The sequence below is a fragment of the Niabella aquatica genome (assembly GCF_054779315.1).
The window spans coordinates 351,887-372,376 of record NZ_BAAGYM010000008.1 but is presented as its reverse complement, the minus strand read 5'-3'; the positions used below and the strand labels follow the sequence as shown (position 1 = coordinate 372,376).

Here is a 20,490-nt window from a genome sequence, read left to right as displayed (position 1 = left end):
ACCACTGCCTTTTGGTTTTACCGGGATGTGTATTTGCTAAATACCAGCGAGCTGCAATTGCCTCCGAAGCCAAAAGAATTGGACATTACGTTTTTAATGGCTGCTTTTCGCAGTTCGGTAACCGGACAGAAAGGAAGCTCCTTCATGGGTGTTTCAAAACGAAGGTTGGGAAATATCCTATCTTCCTGCAGGGCCAAAACAGAAAATACGGCTTCAATACCACCACTGGCGCCCAAAGTATGCCCCGTAAAGGATTTGGTAGAGCTCATGAGAGGATGATTACCGTCAAATAAAGTTTTAATAGCGGTACCTTCAGCAATATCGTTATTATTGGTGCCGGTACCATGCAGGTTAATATAATCTATATCTGCCGGTTGCAGGCCAGCCTTTTGCAAAGCGCCTTTCATAGCCAGCAGGTTGCCTTTCCCTTCGGGAGAAGAAGCTGTTTGATGATGCGCATCGTTAGCATTGGCCCAACCACTGATAGTTACAGCAGGTATACGAGCTAAAGTTGCTGCTACTTTTTCTGAAACCAGCACCACATAACCAGCGCCTTCGCCAAGGTTCAGCCCACGGCGGTTCTCATCAAAAGGCTGGCAATACTGGTTATCTAATATCATCAGCGTATTAAAGCCATTCAGTGTAAATTTAGTAAGCGCATCAGCGCCACCGGCAATTACCACATCCAGCCGGTTTTGCCTTATAAGCCTGGCTCCTAAAAAAATACTGTTTGCAGAAGAAGAGCAGGCGGTACTAATGGTGGTTACCCAATCTTTAACGCCCAAAGCGTCGGCCGTAATTTCTGTAACCGCACCGCATTCATGATTTACCACATTGCGTAAATGTCCGGTGCCGGGGTTTTGTAAAAAATCTTTAAAGAAATCTTCGGTTTTATCCATACCCCCTACCGAGTTGGCCGATATGAAGCCGGTGCGCCATTGGGTAATATCTATCTCCGAACGATCTAAAGCTTCTTTTGCAGCAACTGTACTTAACAAAGCGGTTCTGCTGGTATGCTCCGGCAATTGTGCTAAATCCGACAGGGCTTTATTGGTAAGTTTTACTTCTGCAACAGGCAGTACTTCTTTATGTATGGAATCAAGGCGCTTCATGGTCTCTATTCCGGCCCGACCCGAGGTCAGCGCATCAAGGTTCTCGGCAACATTGTTACCAATGGCAGAAATTACACCCAACCCTGCTATGAAAACGGCCTCACTCCTGGAGGATACGTGGGTATCAGCAACATCCGGCAACTGGCGCTCCATTTATTACGTATAAGAAATTAGTTAGCAGATCCTGCCCGTTGTTCTAAAATATAATCGGCCATAGTGCTTACAGAACGGAAAATAGTCTGCCCTTCTTCTGCATTTTTTAACTTAATGTTGTACTCCTGCTGCAGCAGCACAATCAGCTCAAGTGCATCAATAGAATCAAGGCCTAAACCTTCTACAAAAAGCGGATCATCATCCCTGATATCTTCCGGTTTTTTATCGGCAAGGTTTAATTGCTTTATAATTTGCTCTTTCAACTGCTGTATCAGCTCATTCCTATCCATCGCTGTATGTTAATTTTTATTATGGGCGGTTATATAAAATGTCCAGATTTTCGGCAGTAAAGTTAATGCCATTCTCAGTTTTTTTCTCAACTAAAAAAAGGCAGGCATCATATTCTTCATCCGCTACATCAACCCAACCACAGATACAGGCTTTAATATTATGATATTGCAGCAGGTTGTTTACATAGAAATACAGCCAGTCTGCATTAAATTTTTCACTAATAAAAAAAGCATTCTCTCCTTTAAAGCCATACCTGATGCTTATTTCACCAATTACAATATTGGGCAGCGTATACACAAATAAAGCAGGACTGGGGTAGGTTTTGGACGATTCGAAATAATTGATATCGGCCTCAATACTGCCATTTTTATTAGACAATACAATCCCGATCTCTTCAGGTTCGTAAAGGGCTATATCAAACGCCTGCAAAAGAACATGTGCCGCAATGGTACCTATTTTGCAGAGCGCGTCCATCTTATAAAACTTTGGATAATTATTATCCAGCTTTTCGTAAAGAGAATGTAAAAAATTTATACCTCGCTCCCTGCCTTCAAAAAGGAGCTGCTTTTCCTTCCATACTTTATTATTACGGATAAGGCAGGTAGATATGATATGAACGGGGCTTTCTTCTGATACCATACTGGTTTCGTTGCAATTTTATTCCGGGTCTTTAAACCCGTTATTGATATAAGTAATGCTATCTCTCAGGTGGATGGTTTTTGCCAGTTTTCGCAATGCCGTATCGTGGTTTTTTACATAATCATTATCTGTATCCCATACATATCCCGCCAGCACCGAACAGATCTTCCTTTTAATTTCGGTATCCTGGTTATCGGCAAAGAAAATAGTATCTAAGGTTCCTTCATACCAGGCCATGACATAGCTGCGGAAGGTATTTACGCCCTGCATCATTACTTCCATATAATCTCTTTCCCAATCCACCGGTTCTCCTTTCAATTTTTTTACTACCAGCTTACCGGCGATCTGGCTGGAAACGGTAGCCAGTGTAACACCTGAAGAAAATACCGGATCCAGGAACTCGGTTACGTTACCGGTTAGCACAAAACCCTCTCCGTAGAACTTATCGGTTGTTGCCGACCAGGATTGTAACACCCTTGGTTCAAACACCAGTTCGGTATCTTTCATGCGTTCGGCAATATAAGGTTGCGATGCGATCAAGGCCCGCATTATCTCTTCTTGCGAGCCCGTGTATTGTTCAAAGAACGAAGGATCCGCTACAAAACCTACAGAGGTTATTCCTGTTGAAAAAGGTATCACCCAGATCCACACAGCTTTTTCGTGTACAATAATGGTAATCCTATCCGGCTCGTCGTCCATCGAGCGCCGGGTGTCTACCAAATGTGTAAATACGGCCTTGCGCGGCGGCAGATTGCTGGGGCGCTCCATGCCAAATAATTTAGGAATAACACGGCCATAACCGCTGCCATCAATGATGAACCTTGCAAAAATCTCCCTTTTATTGCCCTCTTTGTCTTCTATAGTTGTAGTTGAGCTTCCATCAGGGTTAAAATGGATAGCGGTTACCGTGGTTTCATATTCTACCCGTACACCCTGGCTTTCAACTGTTTGGGCCAGTGTTTGGTCAAAATCGGCACGGGGCACCTGCCAGGTCCATTCCCAGCCTTTTGTAAACTGATCATTGAAAAAATAATTGCATATTTTCCCGTTTTTTTCAAATTTGGCCCCGTTTTTCTGCTGGTAGCCGCGCGCTTTTACCGCATCCAAAAACTTGGCTTCTTCCAGCGCCTCCATACAACGCGGCAGCAGGCTTTCGCCAATTACAAAACGCGGAAACTTTTGTTTTTCTACGATCCTCACTTTATATCCCGCCTGGTTTACGATAGAAGCGGCCACGGTACCGGCAGGGCCTGCACCAATTACAAGTACGTCTGTTTGTTCGGGCTGCATGTTTGAACCTTAATTTATTGTGATTAATATATTTTTATTTATTCGCTATTTCTTTTAAAACCGATCCGCTCCCTGTTCCTGTGCTCCTCCTGTTGCTTATCTTTTGTAAGCAGATAGTTTAGCGCCTCATAAACGTCCTTAAACTGTTTATTATATTTACGTTCAATCTTTTTTAATTTTTCTGTAAGATCTTTATGAGATAAAGCATACTGTCGCAATACAATAAAAGCCCGCATTATAGAAATATTTACCTGGATCGCTGTTGTGCTTTTTAAGACACCCGAAAGCATAGCAACCCCTTGTTCGGTAAAGGCAAAAGGAGTAGCCGGACTATACTTAATACCTTCGGGCAGGTTATCACAAATTGTGATAAGCTTCTTCCATTCCGCTTTTGAAAGCTGGAACATAAAATCTTCCGGGAATCGTTCAATATTACGCTTAACCGCTTGCTTTAATGCCCGGGTTTCCACTTCATACAGTTCTGCCAGATCAAAATCAAGCATAACTTTCAGCCCTCTTAATTCGTAAATTTTATTTTGTATTACCTGGAGTTCCATACCGGTTACTTAAATATATATCACATAACATTCCCTTCTTTCAACTTATAAACTTTTCAACTGTAAACTATCTCCTCTTCCTGCACTTCAGCAGCGTATGGCTGAGCCCAATACCTTCTATTTCCTCAACTATATCAAATCCCGCCTTGTCAATACATTTTTTAAACACCCGGCTATCATACATCTGGCTGTTACCATTGGCTATTGCTGTAAAATAGATGGACAATTGCTGGATACAGAATGCCGCCGTTTCAAAACGCTGGTTGTCCCAAAAAGCTTCTAAAATGTAAATAGCGCCTTCTTCGTTCAGCGCAGCACCACAGCGCGCCATAATAGAAACGATTTCCTCTTCTGAAAAGCAATCCAAAAACTGGCTCATCCAAACCGCATCGTACCCGGCAGGAAACTGAACGCTTTCGTCCAGCACGTTGGCAGGATAAAAATCAACCCTGTTGCTTAACCCTAAGTCTTCGATATTTTTTTGAGCCATTGCTGCCTGACCGGGCAGATCCACTATGGTTATCCTTACCTCCTTATCAAACTTTGTGGAAGCTAACGCCCACTTTCCCGTATTCCCGCCAATTTCCAGCAGTTTTTTAATATGATTTTCCGGTTTATAAATATGTTTCAATACCAGCGGAAAAGCGATATCGGAGAAAAAATGGTCGTACTCAAACCAGCTTTTTTGCTGATGAGGCTGCAACTGCGAAAGCCCTTCATAAACCGTGCTCCAGTTACCCAGCTCCTTTAACCCCGCAGGTTTACCGGTATCGATCGCTTCTTCCAGGTGGAACAAGCCTTTATAGCAAATATCCTGCACAAAATTCATATTTACACGGGTAAGCGGATCATGCAAAATAAAATAGCCGGTTTTGGCCAGGTAGTATTTCCCCTTATCATCAACAGTTACCATTTCCATACCCAGGGCTGCTTCGAGCAAGACCCTGGCCCCATATTCAGAAACCCTGGTTTTCTCAGCGATTTCAGAAAGCGCAATACCCGATTTTGCCTCTTCAATCGTGCTTAAAATTCCTTTATCCCTCAGCACTTTTGCCACCTGGAATACAATAGGGCCATGTGCTATTACCTGGGCATAGTGTTTTGCATTTAAAGCCGATCTTTTGTCTTTTGAGTAAAAATTCGCCATCTGCTCGATTTGTGATTTGTTATTTTTTAGTTTGAAGTTTCTTCCTGCTCTATTATTTAAATCCTATTCTATTCCTGCTTTTCCATACTTTCTTCCAAATCACTGCTGCATTACAGCCGCCAAAACCGGATGCTGTTTTTAAGCAGGTATTTAGTTCTGTGTACTGCAAGGTACTGCAAACGTTTATACCTTCAGTAGTTCCGGGAGTAATAAAACCTTTGGTTGGAAGTATTACATTTTCTTTGAGCGACTGGATACTGATAACACTTTCAATCAGCCCCGCAGCACCTAATGTATGCCCATAGTAGCCCTTTAAACTATTCACCGGCACAGCTTGTAACCCGGCCAGGCGAACCGCCTTACTCTCCATATCATCGTTATACAATGTCGCCGTGCCATGTAACGAAATAAAATCTACTTCTTCTGCGGTAACCTTTGCCTCATTCATAGCCTGCTGCATGGCACTAAATAATTCCTGGCCGGTACGCGATGGACCGGAAATATGATTGGCGTCATTACTTACCGCACCGCCGCCCAGCTCTATGGTATTTTCTGTACCAGGCTGATGCACAGACAGTACAATGGATGCAGCCGCCTCGCCCAGGTTAATGCCTTTCCGCTCAGCATCAAAAGGTTTGCAAGCCTCATCGCTTACGGCCTGGAAGGATTGAAAACCGGAAAGGATAAATCTGGTGATAAGGTCGGCACCAGTAACTATAATGTGCTCATATTGGCCGGATTGCAACATTCGCTTGGCAGTAATTAAAGCCACAATGCCGGAAATACAGGCATTGGATATAATAACAGGTGCCGCGGCAAAACCAAAATGCGCAGCCAGCTTCCCTGCCGATGAAGTAAGGCCAATCTCGCGTTTTAGCTGGTCTGTAATTTCCTGCTCTTCCAGCAGGCTGATATTTCCTTTGGTAGAAGAAATGATCAGACCGGTTTTTCCATCTGCCGGGTTGAGCTGAGTTTGCTCCAGCACATTTTTAACAGACAAAGCCAGCAATTGCTCAAATTTTGTAAAAAAAAGAACGGTATTTTGCTGCCAGAAATTTTCAGGGAAAAGTGAACTGCAAAATGTTTTAGGACTTTTATCGCCTGCTTCATGCCGTTGCACACTGCTCTCCCCTTTCAGCAGTTGCGAAAAATTTTGGCTGGTTGTAATGCCCAGTGGCGAAACAATATTATCTGATATGGCGTAAACAGCTTTCATCGTTCTTCTCCAGCCCCTCTCTCCGGGCAGGGCATCCTATTGCTGACAATTTTTGTTTGCTGATGTATGCACCGGTTTATAATGGTTGATAATAATATTGCTGCTGGGTTCATAGAAAGTGTTACACACCTTGTAGTTTTTTCCACTCTTCGAAAAAAGGTGGATTGTTTAACAATAGGGTTTGCGCATCTTTTTCTAAAAAAACCTGTGTGGTGGAACCGGTGGCAATTACTGCTGGTTCTCCTTTTTTATAGAGCCGGTAAGTAAAAATGATTTTGGCTGCATCGCAGGGGTGGTACGTGGATTCCACAACTACCACATCGCCAAACTTGAGGGATTTTTTGTAATTGCACTCTACATGTACAATAGGCACTACCACATTTTTTTTGAAAAAATCGAGGTATCCGATACCATACTGTTTTCCGAACGCCTCTCGCCCGTCCTCAAAATAACGGATATAATGCCCATGCCATACAATGCCCAGCGGATCGGCCTCATTGAAGCGGATCAGAATTTCGATAGTATGGGTCAATGTTTTCATTATTTAGATTTCCACTCTTTATACCGGGCCTTTTCTATTTGGTCTATCACATTTTTAAAGCCTCCGGCCCAATAATTTCTAAAACTAAAAGCCATACCTACATTTCCTTCTACACGCTTACAAAGCAGTATCTCTTTTGTTTTACTATTAAATAATGTGACCCAAACAGATAATAATTTCCCCGTCTTATTCATACCATCTACAACAAACAGCAAACCTGTTTCGGTTCTTCCCCCGGTATTAAAATTTTTAATAAGCGCCGATATATCCTTTTCTGAAAGCCTGTTATAATCTTCTGTATTAGATGAAAGCAACTGGCCCGGATCTGTTTTCATATTTCTTTCATTAACAATATCCAGGTTGCTTTTGATATGGCTTTTTCTAAACGCTTTTGCAATATTATATTTATCCCCCTCATTAACTATTACCTGGTTAATTCCCGCAAACTGCCTGCTTACAATGTCATCAGGCTTTGCATCAGGATCTCCGATTAATTTTGCTTTGGTAAAATCTATCCCATAATAAAGAATGGGGGCTTCTTTATCAGTCAGCACTTCATCTAATGATTGGGCTTTGGCAAAGAGCGTTGTGAAAAGTACTACAGAAGAAAACATCGTTTTAAGGAAAAATCTTTTCATAACCAGGCTTTATTGTTGAGTAAAAATTTTCATCTCGCAGGTAACTATACATGTATCTTTTAAAGACATTTTTCCTTCGATTATCGTTGCATTGAATATTTGATGTTTAATCTTAATAACCGTATCAAGTACATCCCCTGTTTCCGGAAGGGCGCTGATCTTTAACTGCTGAACAGCACCAATAAATCCAACAGGTACCGGATTTTGTTGCTGCTGGTAACTGTACCCCATATGCGCGGCAGCCGTTTGTGCAATATTCTCTATTAACGCCGGTTCCGTCAACCGCCCATTGAATAAAAAAAGGTTATCCTCTTTCACGGTAAAACGGGTTGAAGCGCCGGTTTCATTGCAGGTTTCCAGGGTATCGACCATTACAAATGGGGCTCGCTGGGGTATAAGAGGCAGTATATCAGTGGCTATGCTCAAAAAAAATGAATTAATGGCGTTAAAAGTAAGGAAATTGAAGGTATTTTTTATATCGTTTCTAATCATTTCATCGGGCAGCAAAACTCAGCAAGCCAGGATCTTTTTACTTTTCGTGCCCAATAATTTGCTCATTGTCTAATTCAATCAAATCATAAGAATTAAAAAGCATAACAATCTTTTCAAAGTCTGAATTTCCCTGTCTTTTGTGCGTTCTTTATGCAGCAAGTCATCTATATGAATCACATCATAGCCCTTGTCTTTCAGGGATTGGGCTAACTTAAAAGGTAAATTTGCATCTACGAGAAACTTCATGCTACAATGCGATGTATAGTTTTTACTTTCGATAGTTGTGATGCATAAGCCAACCCTGCCCTAATATCTTCAATTATTTCTGCCGGCGTCATTCCTGCACTCAACAAATCGAGAATTAAATCAATCGTATAACGTGTATTACGGATGGCAGGTTTTCCATTGCATACTTCGGAATTTATTGTTATTCGGTTGGCTATTAACATAACGTTCTATTTATTGTAAAGCTACACATTTTATTTCCAAAACTAACGCCGTTGTTAAACACCCGTGAAGGCTTATTGCGTGCGGTTGCATCAATTTATTTTTCCCTGGCGATCTTAACGGGTAACGTTAGTGCGGCGGCTTAACGTTGCCCGTTAACCCAATCGCTATTATTTCCAGAAGTCATAATAATTATACCATTGAGACGGGTACAGCTGCACTTTCTCTGTCATAGCTTTTACAAATTCTGCCAATACCGCTTCAGGTAAAGCGCTTCCTGAACTTTTATACTCAATCGCTTCTGTTGCAAAAAAATGGTAATGAAAAAGAGATTCCTTTAAAGCAAAAACAAACGATACCGGTACATGAAGCCTGGAGGCCAACGCAAAAGGTCCCTGCGGGAACCGGGCGGGTTTGCCCAAGAACTCAGCCATCAGTGTTTTGTTTCCCGGCAAAAACCGGTCGGAGTGCATGCAAACCAGTTCATTATTGTTCAGCGCTTCCATGATCTCGTAAATATGAGACAGGTTATCTTTAATAACAATAATATGGGCATTGCGCCTGCCAGCGGCATTTTCAAGATACTCTTTCAGCTGTTGGTGCTCCCCGTCAAACATCACAATATTGATGCGGGTATTGAGCCTTTTGAGCAGGTAGCCTGCTATTTCCCAATTGCCAATATGAGCGCTCAGTAATAGCCCGCCTTTCCCATGGGCTACCATCTGGTGTAAATGTTCTTCACCATCAAAATTAAAGGTGAACCTGTTTTTAATTCCCGCCATCATTACAATACGGTCAATGATTGCCTGTCCAAACCAATAATAATTGCTGTATAATTTTAGAACGGATCTGAAAAAAGGAAACTTCAGCCTTTTCCTGAAATAATTCCAGATAGCTTTGGACGATTGCCAGCTAAACAGGTAATAATACGCCGCTACAAAAATCAGCAATACGTATGCGGGTAATACTCCTGCACGTCTTAGTATAGCAATAAATATCCCGTAGCCGGTTTTATTACCCCTGGATTTCCCTTCCCAGTCTGTCATGTATACAATAGATTTCGGACCCTAAAGTTAGGAGAAAGCGGCATTTAATATAAGCGTTTATTTCGAGGAAATTATAATATATTACGTCCTATAAGTTCTATTCCATTACCGCCTTCACCACCTTACTGTATTCAAAATTCCCGTTTTTATCTACCTGTTTGATACGGATAAACAGCTGACTCATTTGTGCCGACGCTTCAACGCTGCTATTATTTTTTTGACAGGATATAAGCGATGTGAAACCTAAAACGAATATCAATGCTACAAAACAAACTGTTTTTCTTTTTCTGCAGGAGCCAAAAAATAATAAGCCCAAAATAAAAACCGACAGTCCCGCAATGGATACTGCCGGCTGCATTGTTATAGTATATTCATAATCAAGGAGCGTATCCGACATTCCATTCACCGCCTTGCTGCTTACAGTTTCCAGCTTCGTAAATACTTTCCCATTTTTAGAAACTTCTATATCAAAATAGCTGTTATTGGTTTCCGAAAGAGTGGCCCACCTAATATGTAGCCTGTTATTTTTAAATATAGCGGTAACCGCTCCAAAGTTTACCGGCAGCAGGATACTGCAGCTTCCATCATAATTGTCTCCCGTTATCGTCCATTTATTTACTGTGGTAAGCACTCCTCTTGCAGCCTGGCCCCCGGTGCCATAAACCAACCCGTCTGCACCAAGCTTTATATTCATAAGCATATTCGCGGAGTTCTCTGCCCACCCGATTAGGGTTTTGCTGTAATTGCTGCAATCCAAACCGCTGTATGATAACATCCCTTCTGCAGAAGAGCTGAAGATGGAGACTTTTAATGCGTTTAGCTCCCACCCCCCGAGGTTTTGATTAAAAGCCGTGGCCCTAGAAAACATATAGCTGGTGTTGGTTACCTTGCGCACGTTCCAGCCGCCAATATTCCTGTTAAAGGAGGTGGCATTTGCAAACATGGAAGACATATCCATCACTGAGCTTACATTCCAACTCCCGATATCCCGGTTAAAGGAAGTGGCACCCGCAAACATAAAAGACATATATTCTACTTTGCTGACATCCCAGTTGCTGATATTTCCGTTAAAAGCCGTTGCCCCGTAAAACATTTGCTGCATATCCGTTACCATGCTCATATCCCATTCATCAAGATCCTGATTAAAAGCGGTGGCGGAAGAAAACATGGCCATCGTAGATTGCACCTTACCGGTCTTACTTTTCCATTTGCCGATGGGTTGGTTAAATGAGGTAGCAACATAAAACATTTCTCTCATATTTGTTACACGGCTTACATCCCACCCGCTGATATCGATATTGAATGCAGATGCGTCTGCAAACATGTTTTCCATATTTTCCACCTGGCTCACATTCCAGCCACTAATGTCTTCATTGAACAGGTGTGCAGCGCCAAACATACCGCTCATATCTGTTACATTACCCACATTCCAGCTGCTGATACCGGGAATATTGGTTAACAACATACACAATCCGAACAAACGGCTCATATCGGTTACATGGCTTACATCCCATTGGTCAATATGGGGAATAGTAGCTAAAGCAGAACACCCCAGGAACATCTGGCTCATATCGGTTACCCTGCTCAGGTCAGGTACATCGGAAGCGGTAACAGAAAGATTCTGGGCGTCCATAAATGCAAAGGCCATGCTGCTCCAGGCTATATCGCCCCATTGAGCAATTTCGCGGAGATAACTGGCATGGGGATAACCATAGTTCATTTCTATATGAGAAAATGGATAAGCGCCTGCTGCAGGAGTGATTTCAAGCTGGTACCTGCCGGCGGCTCCAAACGATATGTTTGTAGACGATACGCTTCCCGATGCGGAGCCGCCGTTTCCACTCCCGGTATGGGATACATTGTTCAGGTCTTTCCAGCTATAGGTAAATTCGCCGATGGCGTCTATCCGGATTGCTGCATTAGGAGTTTGCCATATTGTAGTAAAAGGCTCGTTCGCGGCAATCACAAAATGGCATGCCGTAAAAAAGAAAAAGAGAAAAGCAATTAGTTTGCGGTTCATGACTGGATTTTTAGGACTTTTAAAATATACACATGTAAGCGGGGGGTTTATGAATACTGATTCAGATGAAGTGGTGCTGAATTTAAACGGAAGCTAAACACCAGCAAAACTACCCAGGATTGAGCTGGATAGGATGCTTACTCACCTCCCGGTTTGTCGCAATGAAGCGAAAACTTGTCGCAACAAACCGCCTTCATATATAAATCTCCTTTGAAACAGGTTGTTTCAGGACTATTGGTTCAAATACTCAGAAGGGGTTAGAGAAGTATATTTTTTAAAAGCCCGGTAAAACGAGGCCCGGCTGTTAAAGCCGGATTCGTAAGCAATTGCCTCGATGGTGATCTGGTTTATTTTATTGTCTAAAAGCAGTTTTGCCTTATCAATGCGTTTTTCATTAACCAGCTCAAAAAAATTTTTATTCATTACCTTATTGATGGCTGCTGAAATTTTTTCTACCGGAACATACATACTATCCGCAAGCGTGTTGATAGTAAAATCAGGATTGGTATAGATGCCGGAACGCACCAGGAAATCCTCAATACGCCCAGCCAATATCTCCAGCTCACTTTGAGAAACAGCGTACTGTTTCTCAACTGGCCCTTCTATAACCGGGCGCGTATCCTCCAAAAACTGCTCATAGGTTGCAGTAGTAAAAATAGCGTGATGCCGGGAGCTGTAGTATAGAATAAAAAAATAAATAAGCGTAATAAGGCAAGGAAGGTACAGGTATTCTACCAGGTATTGTGGCAAGATCAGGTACAAAACAGATGTAGCCAGGGTAAGGATGCCTACAAGAGCGATAAACCTTGTGATAAAAGACAATTTGGTTTTTTCAAGATTAGATACTGTTGCAATCATCCGCCTTTTGTACCGGGCGATTTTTACAGCCGAAGCAAATACACTTGCCAGGATAAGCAGCATTCCAACAATATTGATAACCGTCATTTGCCAGGGCAACGGTTCCTGCAGCAGCGAGGCTGCGAACCCCTGGCGTTCCTGCACCGGCAGTATCAGGTAAGTAACCGGAAATGAAAACCCGAATATACCAAGCAGGAAAGCTACCAGCCATACAGGATGCTTCAGGCGTATTGCGGACCCTGTGAATGAACAGGTATAGGCAAAAACCAGGGGGCCGAAAAAAGTACTGGTACACCAGGACAGGAAAAAAAAGTAGGGAAAATACTCAAAGAAACCTCCCGTAATGCTGGCATTGCCCAAAAATGAAATGGCTGTATCCAATAAAATAAGCGCCAGTATTTTATTGGGCAAAGCATTGTTTTTTCTGAAAAAAAAGGCGATGAATAAAATAATGAGATTTGCTGCCAGGCAGATATTTAAAGCGAGCATGTTTTGGAATGCGTTTTTTTGCAATATACACAGTACTTTTATCTTAATAACCTCTAGATATGAAGTTTTTGCAACATGTAGTTTTAGATAATACCATACAGAGCTATTTAATAGTAGCTGCCATTATTTTTTTAGGCTTTTTATTAAAGCGGCTGATTGCACAATATGTTGCAACACTTATTTTTTTATTGCTGAAAAAGCGTTACAGGAACATTGATAATACCTCTTTTATACATCTTATTGTAAAACCATTAGGTATATTTATAGCAGTGCTGATAACCGTTATTGCCTTAGACCGCCTTAATTTTCCGAAAATACTCGATATTTCGATCTATCGCCTGAAGTTACAGGAGCTATTAAGAATGACAGGTACCGCGCTCATGACTATTACCTTTTTTACGTTCCTGATAAAAGCTATGGATTTTGTAGTAATGCTGATAAAGGACCGTTATATGCAAAATGGCGATGCAGGCAATCATCAGCTGGTGTTTTTCTTTAAAGACTTTATTAAGGTAGTGGTTGGACTGGTGGGCGTTATGGTACTTTTAAAATACACGTTTAATTATGATATAAAAGGATTGGTCACCGGATTAAGCATTGTAGGTGCTGCGGTGGCACTGGCGCTAAAAGAAAGCCTGGAAAACCTGATTGCCTCTTTCATCATATTTTTTGATAAACCATTTGAAACAGGCGATGCCGTTAAGGTTAACAGCTTTAGCGGTGTGGTTGAAAAAATCGGCCTCAGAAGCACGCGCATCAGAACAGACGCTAAAACTTATATCACCGTACCTAACAAGCAAATGGTAGACAGTGTGCTCGACAACCTGAGCAACCGTTCACAGCGCCGTGCCGATTTAAGGCTGGAGATTGGTGTAGATACCGAACCTGCTAAAGTTAATGAGCTTTTAACTGGTGTAAAAGCCATTCTTTCCCAACCAGAGATCCAGAATTATAATGTATTTTTTAACGATATTATGCCCGGTGCATTGGTAATAACAGGCGATTACTATACAGAACCCCGTAATATTGCGCGTTATAATGAAGTAAAGCAAACTGTTAACCTGGAAATTCTGAAACTGATGGAGCGGCTTGGTGTAGATGCAGCCGGAAAAGCTACCAATATCAGTATTGTAAACCAAAGCCCATCGGAAACTAATTAGTTCTCTTTAAAATACCGGCAAGCTCTTCATCAAATTTCCCTGTAGCGCCATATTCTATCACGCGCCCCTGCTCTTTGCCATTTTTAAGAACAATAATGGTAGGCACATGCAATATATTAAAATTGGCTGCCAGGTGGGCTGCGTCGTTTTTTGTACGGTCAAGAGCAAATAAGGTCACCCTACTTTTATCTAAGCCCGCCTGTTCCACTATTTTGTAAAAGCGTGGAACTACATAATGCGAATCTGGGCACCAGGTACCAAAAAAAATAAGAAAAGCGACGCTGTCCTTTTGACCGGAAAAGCTCCTTACAATATCGGCTGACGGTTCATAAACTCGCTCATTATCAGCATACCAGGCAAACGCAGTCGTATCTGCTTTCATCACACTATCAGTTACAAAGCCTTTGAGCATCTTTTTGCCGGTACGGTCTTTTGTTACTTCAAACTGTTGTGCGTAGCAATAGTTCAGTAAAATTGTTGTCAGCAAAATGGAAAATACATGTTTCATTAAACCAGGATGTTGTATGAATCAGCGAAAATATAAACTTTCCAGGATTTAATCATACCGGTCTTAAAGGTCACAGACTGGCTTTTAGCTCTAAAAAAAAAGTTTTTATTTTTTCGAGCGATTGCACCGCAGCAAATTTTTCTTCGGCCTTTTTATTGTTTTTCAGATACTCGCGCGCACCTTCTATGGTAAACTTGCGGCGACGGAGCAGGTCATAGATAAGATAGAGATTTTTTACATCAATAGGACGAAAAAAGCGGTCGCCTTTTCCGTTTTTCTTAGGCTTTAAAATATCAAACTCGCTCTCCCAATACCGGATAAGAGAGTGATTTTCCCGGAACATTGCGGTTACTTCTCCCATGCTGTAGTACTGCTTGGAAAACAACACTTCATCATCCGGCATTTCTATCATGCCTGCTGCAATAGTATGCTCCTTTACTGACTTCCGGCCCCGGGTGCTTTTGCGTTCAAAGGTCCGGTCCTCAGCAGCCGGGCCTGCAATGGATATAGCATCGGAAAAATCCGGCTGTTCAGTTTCCAAAACAACCTCTTTCACAGCAAACGGCTGGTCTTCAAGGGGCTGTGTTTTAGCCATGGGATGCTTTACTACTATCTCCTGAAATGCTTCACCCATTTCTGTTCTTTCTTCCCTGGTATGTAATTCCTCTTTTTGACCATTGCCGGTTGCTGCTGCGGGCGTATCTTCTACAGACTTTTCTGTTACCGCATCTGCTTCTATCTGGGCAGGAGGTTTTAAGATATGCTTTCTGGGTTTAGGAAGTGGATCTACTTTCTCCACTTCATCAAAAAAGGAGAACGCGCCCTGATTTTGTGAAGTAGTCTTAGACATATATTACAAATCTACTGATATTAGGATAATTTTTAATTGCAAGGAAATGTTAATCACGCCCATTTTAAATTCCCCCTGTTTTATAAAACGCTATAAACTGCAGGTTATTTTATTTATTGCTCTTGATATTTTTTGTGACATAATTAGGACTGCAGATAAGGAAAATATAATTGCCCTACTGTTTAAAAAGGCCGTTTTATACGTTATTATTTACGTTGGATATAATGCAATATATTTTACGCACTCCTTACCGCTACAGCCTTTCAGCAGATAAAGGTTGGTTGAGAATGAGATTAATGGCACGAAATTGGTTTTAAATCATTAAAGTTCATAGTTAACTTTGTGTAACAATAACGCAAAAGGTTATTTTAGTGTGGAGAAAGTGAAGAGAAGAGGATAAAACAGATTTTTAAGTTTTTTTCATATGGCAAGCAATCGTTAGAGGTCAGTCCGTTTCTACGGAAGGACCCTTTTTGTTTAATGAACGGGACTGTATGAAAAATAAAAAATCCGGGAAGAAACCCGGATCAACAATTTGAAAAAGCACACGGCTTGCAATCGTTAGAGGCAATCAATTAGAGGTCTTTTTTGAAATATCAGCTACGTTAAGATGATATTTTCCCATACATCAATCTTCTTTTTTTGACGTATGGGACGCTAAGGTATAATTATTTTACATACGGAGTTAACTTTTTCTTTGATTTTTTTTGCATTTTATTAAGATCTGGTTAAAAAAACCCTTGTTTCAGATCAATAATTTAAATAGGCCACTAATTGAAAATCGAAAATGTTTATCTTTTTTCATGATTGAGCCCAAAAATTTAACATTAAGTTATTATTCTTATACTTTTAACCATTTTATCTTTGTATTAGGAAGCAGCAGTTAGCAAAAACAGATTATAAGTTTTTTTTTCATATGGCAAGCAATCGTTAGAGGTCAGTCCGTTTCTACGGAGGGACCTTTTTCATTTTTACGCTTTTTAATTCTCAGTTTTCTATTATTTCAACTACGCCGGGTATATGGCAGCTCACACAATATTGAGGGGCGGGTACAAAAGAAATTTTTATACCCCGTAATTGTTGTAGTTTAATTCAGCGTCATTATGTTAATGACGCCATTTATTTACTTCTTATACGCTTTTCCAATTACAAAAACAAGAAATTTTCTATTTGGGTATCACATGATAAATATACCGGAAGACAATACAGTAATGGGTTTCAAAAAAAATTTCCTCTTTGAAAATAACATTTTGAAGCTTAAGTTGGCTTTACAGTTGTACAAATAGTGATTAAGTTTGTGTAACAATAACACAAAGGGGTTATTTCAGAGGAAAAAGAAAAGAGGAAGAGAGATAAAAAAAGATTTTTCAAGTTTTTTCATATGGCAAGCAATCGTTAGAGGTCAGTCCGTTTCTACGGAAGGACCTTTTTTCTTTTAACCCTTTAAAGAATTGCTGCAAAAAATTAAGCACGCCTATTGCTCGTCGTTCATTTGGGATGAGGATGAAAAATCAATAGCTACGTTTTGATGTAAGCCCACCCAATAATTTAGCTAAAATATAACTAAACAATACAGTGGCAAGGCCTATGTTTGCGTTTTTAATAACCTATTGTCCATTATTTAAAAATGGCGAAAATGCTGTTAAAATCGCAACTGGTTTTTATTTACTTATATAAGAGCTTATCCAAGAAACTTTCTTTAGTTTTCCTGTCTGTAGTGTTACTGAATATATCAGTAGTGCAATCACAACTCCTATATTCAGCCAATAAGCAGCAACGAATAAATGTAAAAGATTCTGTTGCCAAATCCTCAGAAAAAAAAACAGACCATATTGAAATAGATACACTAAAAATAGAAAATCGAAGTTTACGAAAGCCTCGTACCGCAGCTATTCGCTCAGTGTTTCTACCTGGTCTCGGACAAACCTACAACATGAAAATTTGGAAAGTTCCTATTGTTTATGCAGCGCTGGGTGGAACAGGAGTCGTTTTTGTTAGCAATGTACAATGGTATATAAGGCTTAGAGATGCCTATAGAGTAGCTGACAATATTCTAAAAGGAAAAGATACAATAGGAAGCATAGCGTATAAAAAATTAGACGAACAAATAAGAAGGGTCTATTTTGAAAGTACTCAAGGTATTCAGGCAAACTATATTAGAAAGGAGCGAGATGACATAAGAAAGTATGTTGACTATTCTGCAATATACTTCATTATCGCCTGGGCATTAAACGTAGTAGATGCGACTGTTGATGAACATTTAAGTGGCTTTGATGTGTCTCCGGATTTAAGTTTTAAAGTTAAACCGGGATATAGTATGATGTCTCAAACTGCTGGCTTAAGTTTGGTTATTTCTTTAAAGCCCTAATTACAAAATTTTTAACTTTCATGAACGCTTTTAAAGCATTTATAAAAGTAAAAGCTCCGTTCAAAACAAAATCCCGGGCGTTATTGCTTTCGGTATAGCGAAAAGGAATGCTTATTTGTTCTCAACCCAAGAAAAAAGCAGCTACGATTTTTGTTCGTAACTGCTTGATTTTCTATGTGGTGTGGGCCGGGATCGAACCGGCGACACAAGGATTTTCAGTCCTTTGCTCTACCGACTGAGCTACCGCACCATCCGTAAACGGGCTGCAAAAATAGTGGTTTTTTAGAACAAATATGAATATTTGAAAAAAAATATCAGCACTTCAAGCTACATCCCATATTCTGCCAAAAACCTGATACGCATTATTTTTAACTGCTCCCAGTTAAAATCAAAATCTGCCAGTTCCTGTTGCGCTACATCGAGCGATGAGGTTTCACAACTTTTAAAGTATTCTATAATTTCATCCTGTTCCTCTTCGTCCAGCATCTCGTCTATGGCATATCCAAGGTTAAGCTTTGTTCCGCTTGCCGCAATGGTCTCCATTTCTTCCAGCAATTCGGCCAGTTTCCATCCCTTATTCCTGGCAATGGTTTCGATCGGGATCTTTTTATCGGTTTGCTGTATGATGTATACTTTATTACCGCTCTTATTTACCACGCTTTTCATTACAAAGTCATCGGGTTTTTCGATATTATTATCCTCAACATACCTTGCAATTAATTCAACAAAAGGTTTGCCGTAGCGGATGGCTTTACCCTTGCTTACCCCCTGGCATTTTTCCAGCTCCTGTATAGTAGTAGGATACAATGTTGCCATATCCATTAACGAATTTTCCAGGAATATTACAAACGGAGGCAGGCCTTTTTTCTTTGCTTCTTTATGCCGGAGCTCTTTCAGCATTTCAAAAAGCTTCTCATCAGTAGCTCCACCGTCGCCGGTATTATCAGCCCCTTCATCATCATCGCCCAAAGCTTCTTCAAACTTATTATTCAACACAATGGTAAACGATTTCGGTTTTTTAATAAAATCGTTCCCTTTATCATGCAGCTTTAAAACGCCGTATTCTTCTATATCCTTTCTTATCAGCCCTTCAAGTATCATCTGGCGGATAAGCGAATTCCAGAAATGGGCATCCCTGTTTTTCCCTGAACCGAAGCTTGGCAGGCCTTCGTGCCTGAACATTTTTACCTGGGGCGTAGGTTTTCCGGTAAGTATATTTACCAGATATTCTGTAGCAAACTTTTCATCGAGCTCTTTCAGGGCTTTTAAAGCGGTTACCACTTCAGATTTAGCTTCAATTTTTTCTTTCGGATGCTTACAGTTATCGCAGTTTCCGCAATTCTCTTCTAAATAATGTTCGCCAAAATAGCTCAGAATGACCTTTCGCCTGCAGACCCCGCTTTCAGCATACGCTACCGTTTCGTTTATCAGCTGTGCACCCACCTCCCGCTCGCTCAAAGGCTTGTCGCGCATTAAATGCTCCAGTTTGCTGACATCCTTGTGCGAATAATATAAAATACATTTTCCCTCAAGGCCATCTCTTCCGGCACGGCCTGTTTCCTGGTAATAGTTTTCAATAGATTTCGGAATGTTGTAATGAATCACAAACCGAATATCGGGCTTATCAATTCCCATTCCAAAAGCAATGGTGGCCACAATCACCTGCACTTCTTCGCTCAAAAAATCATCCTGGCGCCTTGATCTGAGCTTGGCATCCAGCCCGGCATGATAAGCAACTGCTTTAATCCCATTGGCTACCAGTATGCTTGCCAGCTCTTCTGTGGTCTTCCTGTTAAGCGTATAAATGATACCGCTTTTATTTTTCATTCCTTTAATAAACCGTACAATACTTTCATCGGTCTGGCTCTTTTTTATTTTAGGTAAGATCTCGTAGTAGAGGTTTTCCCTGTTAAAGGAAGAAATAAATATATTAGGATTACGCAGATCGAGGTTCTTTACAATATCGCTTTGAACCTTAGGGGTAGCAGTAGCGGTTAGCGCTATCACCGGTATCCCGGAGTTGATCTGGTCCATCATTTCACGTAAGCGCCTGTACTCCGGACGAAAATCGTGTCCCCATTCACTGATGCAGTGCGCCTCATCCACTGCAAAAAAAGAGATATCCAGGTCGCTGAAAAAAGAAAGATTTTCCTGCTTGGTAAGGGTTTCCGGTGCTACATACAGTAATTTGGTTTTACCCGAAAGCAGATCATCATGCACTTCCTTTATTTCTTTTTTATTCAGGGTTGAATTGAGGAAATGCGCTATCTCGTCATTGCTGTTATACCCCCTGACCAGGTCTACCTGGTTTTTCATTAAAGCAATGAGAGGCGAAACAATGATGGCCACTCCTTTAGAAATAACAGCCGGTAGCTGATAACAAAGGCTTTTCCCACCGCCGGTTGGCATTATTACAAAAGTGTCGTTACCCTCCAGTAAAGACTCGATAATTGCTCCCTGTTTTCCTTTAAACTGTTTAAAACCAAAATTTTTCTGCAATTCGCTTTGCAGGTTCACTGCAGGTTTAGATTTTTGCTCAGGCTCCTTTTTAGCTTTTTTTGGAGCCGCTTTTGCTGATTTAACTGCCATTATAATAATTCCATAATATTTTAAAAAACAAGTGTAAAAAGATACACCAGTTATTTTAATAAAAAAAATAATCTTTCAA

General features: G+C 40.9%; 20 protein-coding genes and 1 tRNA gene. 2 read left to right on the top strand and 19 right to left on the bottom strand.

The genetic code is table 11. The features are described from left to right. Positions 1-17: 17 nt before the first annotated feature. From ACYVBM_RS08585 to ACYVBM_RS08515, 15 genes are all read right to left on the bottom strand, one after another. Positions 18-1,265 carry a beta-ketoacyl-[acyl-carrier-protein] synthase family protein gene (locus ACYVBM_RS08585; RefSeq protein ID WP_460685230.1) on the bottom strand — a complete coding sequence of 416 codons (1,248 nt, stop codon included), beginning with the start codon at positions 1,263-1,265 and terminating at the stop codon, positions 18-20. Between the two features lie 17 nt (positions 1,266-1,282). Continuing rightward, the gene (locus ACYVBM_RS08580; RefSeq protein WP_460685229.1) at positions 1,283-1,555 is read right to left on the bottom strand and encodes a phosphopantetheine-binding protein; all 273 of its coding nucleotides are present in this window, start codon (positions 1,553-1,555) and stop codon (positions 1,283-1,285) included. Between the two features lie 19 nt (positions 1,556-1,574). Further along, positions 1,575-2,195, bottom strand: coding sequence for a hypothetical protein (locus ACYVBM_RS08575; protein ID WP_460685228.1), 621 nt, complete (start codon positions 2,193-2,195; stop codon positions 1,575-1,577). Positions 2,196-2,213: 18 nt separating this feature from the next. Continuing rightward, a complete protein-coding gene (locus tag ACYVBM_RS08570; RefSeq protein ID WP_460685227.1) occupies positions 2,214-3,485 on the bottom strand; it encodes an NAD(P)/FAD-dependent oxidoreductase in 1,272 nt (423 codons plus the stop codon). Positions 3,486-3,523: 38 nt separating this feature from the next. Continuing rightward, positions 3,524-4,042 carry an ORF6N domain-containing protein gene (locus ACYVBM_RS08565; RefSeq protein ID WP_460685226.1) on the bottom strand — a complete coding sequence of 173 codons (519 nt, stop codon included), beginning with the start codon at positions 4,040-4,042 and terminating at the stop codon, positions 3,524-3,526. A 67-nt stretch (positions 4,043-4,109) separates the two neighbouring features. Continuing rightward, positions 4,110-5,189: an SAM-dependent methyltransferase gene (locus tag ACYVBM_RS08560; RefSeq protein WP_460685225.1), complete on the bottom strand. Its 1,080-nt coding sequence runs from the start codon at positions 5,187-5,189 to the stop codon at positions 4,110-4,112. A 52-nt stretch (positions 5,190-5,241) separates the two neighbouring features. Beyond that, on the bottom strand, positions 5,242-6,405 hold the full coding sequence (locus ACYVBM_RS08555) for a beta-ketoacyl synthase N-terminal-like domain-containing protein (RefSeq protein WP_460685224.1): 1,164 nt from the start codon (positions 6,403-6,405) through the stop codon (positions 5,242-5,244). 121 nt (positions 6,406-6,526) lie between these two features. After that, a complete protein-coding gene (locus tag ACYVBM_RS08550) occupies positions 6,527-6,946 on the bottom strand; it encodes an acyl-CoA thioesterase (protein ID WP_460685223.1) in 420 nt (139 codons plus the stop codon). Next, positions 6,946-7,584, bottom strand: a complete 639-nt coding sequence (locus ACYVBM_RS08545; protein WP_460685222.1) for a hypothetical protein — start codon at positions 7,582-7,584, stop codon at positions 6,946-6,948. The genes ACYVBM_RS08550 and ACYVBM_RS08545 overlap by 1 nt, the downstream gene beginning before the upstream one ends. Before the next feature lie 9 nt (positions 7,585-7,593). Next, positions 7,594-8,010 carry a 3-hydroxyacyl-ACP dehydratase gene (locus ACYVBM_RS08540; protein WP_460685221.1) on the bottom strand — a complete coding sequence of 139 codons (417 nt, stop codon included), beginning with the start codon at positions 8,008-8,010 and terminating at the stop codon, positions 7,594-7,596. A 144-nt stretch (positions 8,011-8,154) separates the two neighbouring features. Beyond that, positions 8,155-8,322: a DUF5615 family PIN-like protein gene (locus ACYVBM_RS08535; RefSeq protein ID WP_460685220.1), complete on the bottom strand. Its 168-nt coding sequence runs from the start codon at positions 8,320-8,322 to the stop codon at positions 8,155-8,157. Beyond that, complete coding sequence (locus ACYVBM_RS08530; protein WP_460685219.1) at positions 8,319-8,525, bottom strand: DUF433 domain-containing protein; 207 nt, start codon at positions 8,523-8,525, stop codon at positions 8,319-8,321. The genes ACYVBM_RS08535 and ACYVBM_RS08530 overlap by 4 nt, the downstream gene beginning before the upstream one ends. Positions 8,526-8,693: 168 nt before the next feature. Continuing rightward, complete coding sequence (locus tag ACYVBM_RS08525) at positions 8,694-9,569, bottom strand: LpxL/LpxP family acyltransferase (RefSeq protein ID WP_460685218.1); 876 nt, start codon at positions 9,567-9,569, stop codon at positions 8,694-8,696. Between the two features lie 97 nt (positions 9,570-9,666). Beyond that, positions 9,667-11,589: a BspA family leucine-rich repeat surface protein gene (locus ACYVBM_RS08520; RefSeq protein ID WP_460685217.1), complete on the bottom strand. Its 1,923-nt coding sequence runs from the start codon at positions 11,587-11,589 to the stop codon at positions 9,667-9,669. A gap of 231 nt (positions 11,590-11,820) precedes the next feature. Beyond that, positions 11,821-12,936 carry a helix-turn-helix domain-containing protein gene (locus ACYVBM_RS08515; protein WP_460685216.1) on the bottom strand — a complete coding sequence of 372 codons (1,116 nt, stop codon included), beginning with the start codon at positions 12,934-12,936 and terminating at the stop codon, positions 11,821-11,823. Between the two features lie 59 nt (positions 12,937-12,995). Here ACYVBM_RS08515 and ACYVBM_RS08510 point away from each other — a divergent pair, with 59 nt between their 5' ends. Further along, the gene (locus tag ACYVBM_RS08510; protein WP_460685215.1) at positions 12,996-14,096 is read left to right on the top strand and encodes a mechanosensitive ion channel family protein; all 1,101 of its coding nucleotides are present in this window, start codon (positions 12,996-12,998) and stop codon (positions 14,094-14,096) included. On the opposite strand, the gene ACYVBM_RS08505 is transcribed toward ACYVBM_RS08510, so the two are convergent. After that, positions 14,089-14,604 (bottom strand): thioredoxin family protein, encoded by a 516-nt coding sequence (locus tag ACYVBM_RS08505; protein ID WP_460685214.1) that lies wholly within the window; start codon positions 14,602-14,604, stop codon positions 14,089-14,091. The genes ACYVBM_RS08510 and ACYVBM_RS08505 overlap by 8 nt on opposite strands. 70 nt (positions 14,605-14,674) lie before the next feature. After that, positions 14,675-15,454, bottom strand: coding sequence for a MerR family transcriptional regulator (locus tag ACYVBM_RS08500; RefSeq protein ID WP_460685213.1), 780 nt, complete (start codon positions 15,452-15,454; stop codon positions 14,675-14,677). A gap of 1,636 nt (positions 15,455-17,090) precedes the next feature. Between ACYVBM_RS08500 and ACYVBM_RS08495 the strand changes: the two genes are divergently transcribed. Beyond that, the gene (locus ACYVBM_RS08495) at positions 17,091-17,822 is read left to right on the top strand and encodes a DUF5683 domain-containing protein (protein ID WP_460685212.1); all 732 of its coding nucleotides are present in this window, start codon (positions 17,091-17,093) and stop codon (positions 17,820-17,822) included. Positions 17,823-17,999: 177 nt separating this feature from the next. On the opposite strand, the gene ACYVBM_RS08490 is transcribed toward ACYVBM_RS08495, so the two are convergent. Further along, positions 18,000-18,072: transfer RNA gene (locus ACYVBM_RS08490), tRNA-Phe, on the bottom strand. A gap of 77 nt (positions 18,073-18,149) precedes the next feature. Further along, positions 18,150-20,411, bottom strand: a complete 2,262-nt coding sequence (gene recQ, locus ACYVBM_RS08485) for a DNA helicase RecQ (RefSeq protein ID WP_460685211.1) — start codon at positions 20,409-20,411, stop codon at positions 18,150-18,152. Positions 20,412-20,490 lie beyond the last annotated feature (79 nt).

Bases quoted from the DNA above. Each gene is read 5' to 3' on its own strand.
- recQ (WP_460685211.1), bottom strand. From the start codon at position 20,411: ATGGCAGTTAAATCAGCAAAAGCGGCTCCAAAAAAAGCTAAAAAGGAG.
- ACYVBM_RS08500 (WP_460685213.1), bottom strand. From the start codon at position 15,454: ATGTCTAAGACTACTTCACAAAATCAGGGCGCGTTCTCCTTTTTTGAT.
- ACYVBM_RS08515 (WP_460685216.1), bottom strand. From the start codon at position 12,936: ATGCTCGCTTTAAATATCTGCCTGGCAGCAAATCTCATTATTTTATTC.
- ACYVBM_RS08535 (WP_460685220.1), bottom strand. From the start codon at position 8,322: ATGAAGTTTCTCGTAGATGCAAATTTACCTTTTAAGTTAGCCCAATCC.
- ACYVBM_RS08525 (WP_460685218.1), bottom strand. From the start codon at position 9,569: ATGACAGACTGGGAAGGGAAATCCAGGGGTAATAAAACCGGCTACGGG.
- ACYVBM_RS08495 (WP_460685212.1), top strand. From the start codon at position 17,091: ATGCTGTTAAAATCGCAACTGGTTTTTATTTACTTATATAAGAGCTTA.
- ACYVBM_RS08550 (WP_460685223.1), bottom strand. From the start codon at position 6,946: ATGAAAACATTGACCCATACTATCGAAATTCTGATCCGCTTCAATGAG.
- ACYVBM_RS08520 (WP_460685217.1), bottom strand. From the start codon at position 11,589: ATGAACCGCAAACTAATTGCTTTTCTCTTTTTCTTTTTTACGGCATGC.
- ACYVBM_RS08585 (WP_460685230.1), bottom strand. From the start codon at position 1,265: ATGGAGCGCCAGTTGCCGGATGTTGCTGATACCCACGTATCCTCCAGG.
- ACYVBM_RS08560 (WP_460685225.1), bottom strand. From the start codon at position 5,189: ATGGCGAATTTTTACTCAAAAGACAAAAGATCGGCTTTAAATGCAAAA.
- ACYVBM_RS08570 (WP_460685227.1), bottom strand. From the start codon at position 3,485: ATGCAGCCCGAACAAACAGACGTACTTGTAATTGGTGCAGGCCCTGCC.
- ACYVBM_RS08575 (WP_460685228.1), bottom strand. From the start codon at position 2,195: ATGGTATCAGAAGAAAGCCCCGTTCATATCATATCTACCTGCCTTATC.
- ACYVBM_RS08510 (WP_460685215.1), top strand. From the start codon at position 12,996: ATGAAGTTTTTGCAACATGTAGTTTTAGATAATACCATACAGAGCTAT.
- ACYVBM_RS08530 (WP_460685219.1), bottom strand. From the start codon at position 8,525: ATGTTAATAGCCAACCGAATAACAATAAATTCCGAAGTATGCAATGGA.
- ACYVBM_RS08545 (WP_460685222.1), bottom strand. From the start codon at position 7,584: ATGAAAAGATTTTTCCTTAAAACGATGTTTTCTTCTGTAGTACTTTTC.
- ACYVBM_RS08505 (WP_460685214.1), bottom strand. From the start codon at position 14,604: ATGAAACATGTATTTTCCATTTTGCTGACAACAATTTTACTGAACTAT.
- ACYVBM_RS08580 (WP_460685229.1), bottom strand. From the start codon at position 1,555: ATGGATAGGAATGAGCTGATACAGCAGTTGAAAGAGCAAATTATAAAG.
- ACYVBM_RS08565 (WP_460685226.1), bottom strand. From the start codon at position 4,042: ATGGAACTCCAGGTAATACAAAATAAAATTTACGAATTAAGAGGGCTG.
- ACYVBM_RS08555 (WP_460685224.1), bottom strand. From the start codon at position 6,405: ATGAAAGCTGTTTACGCCATATCAGATAATATTGTTTCGCCACTGGGC.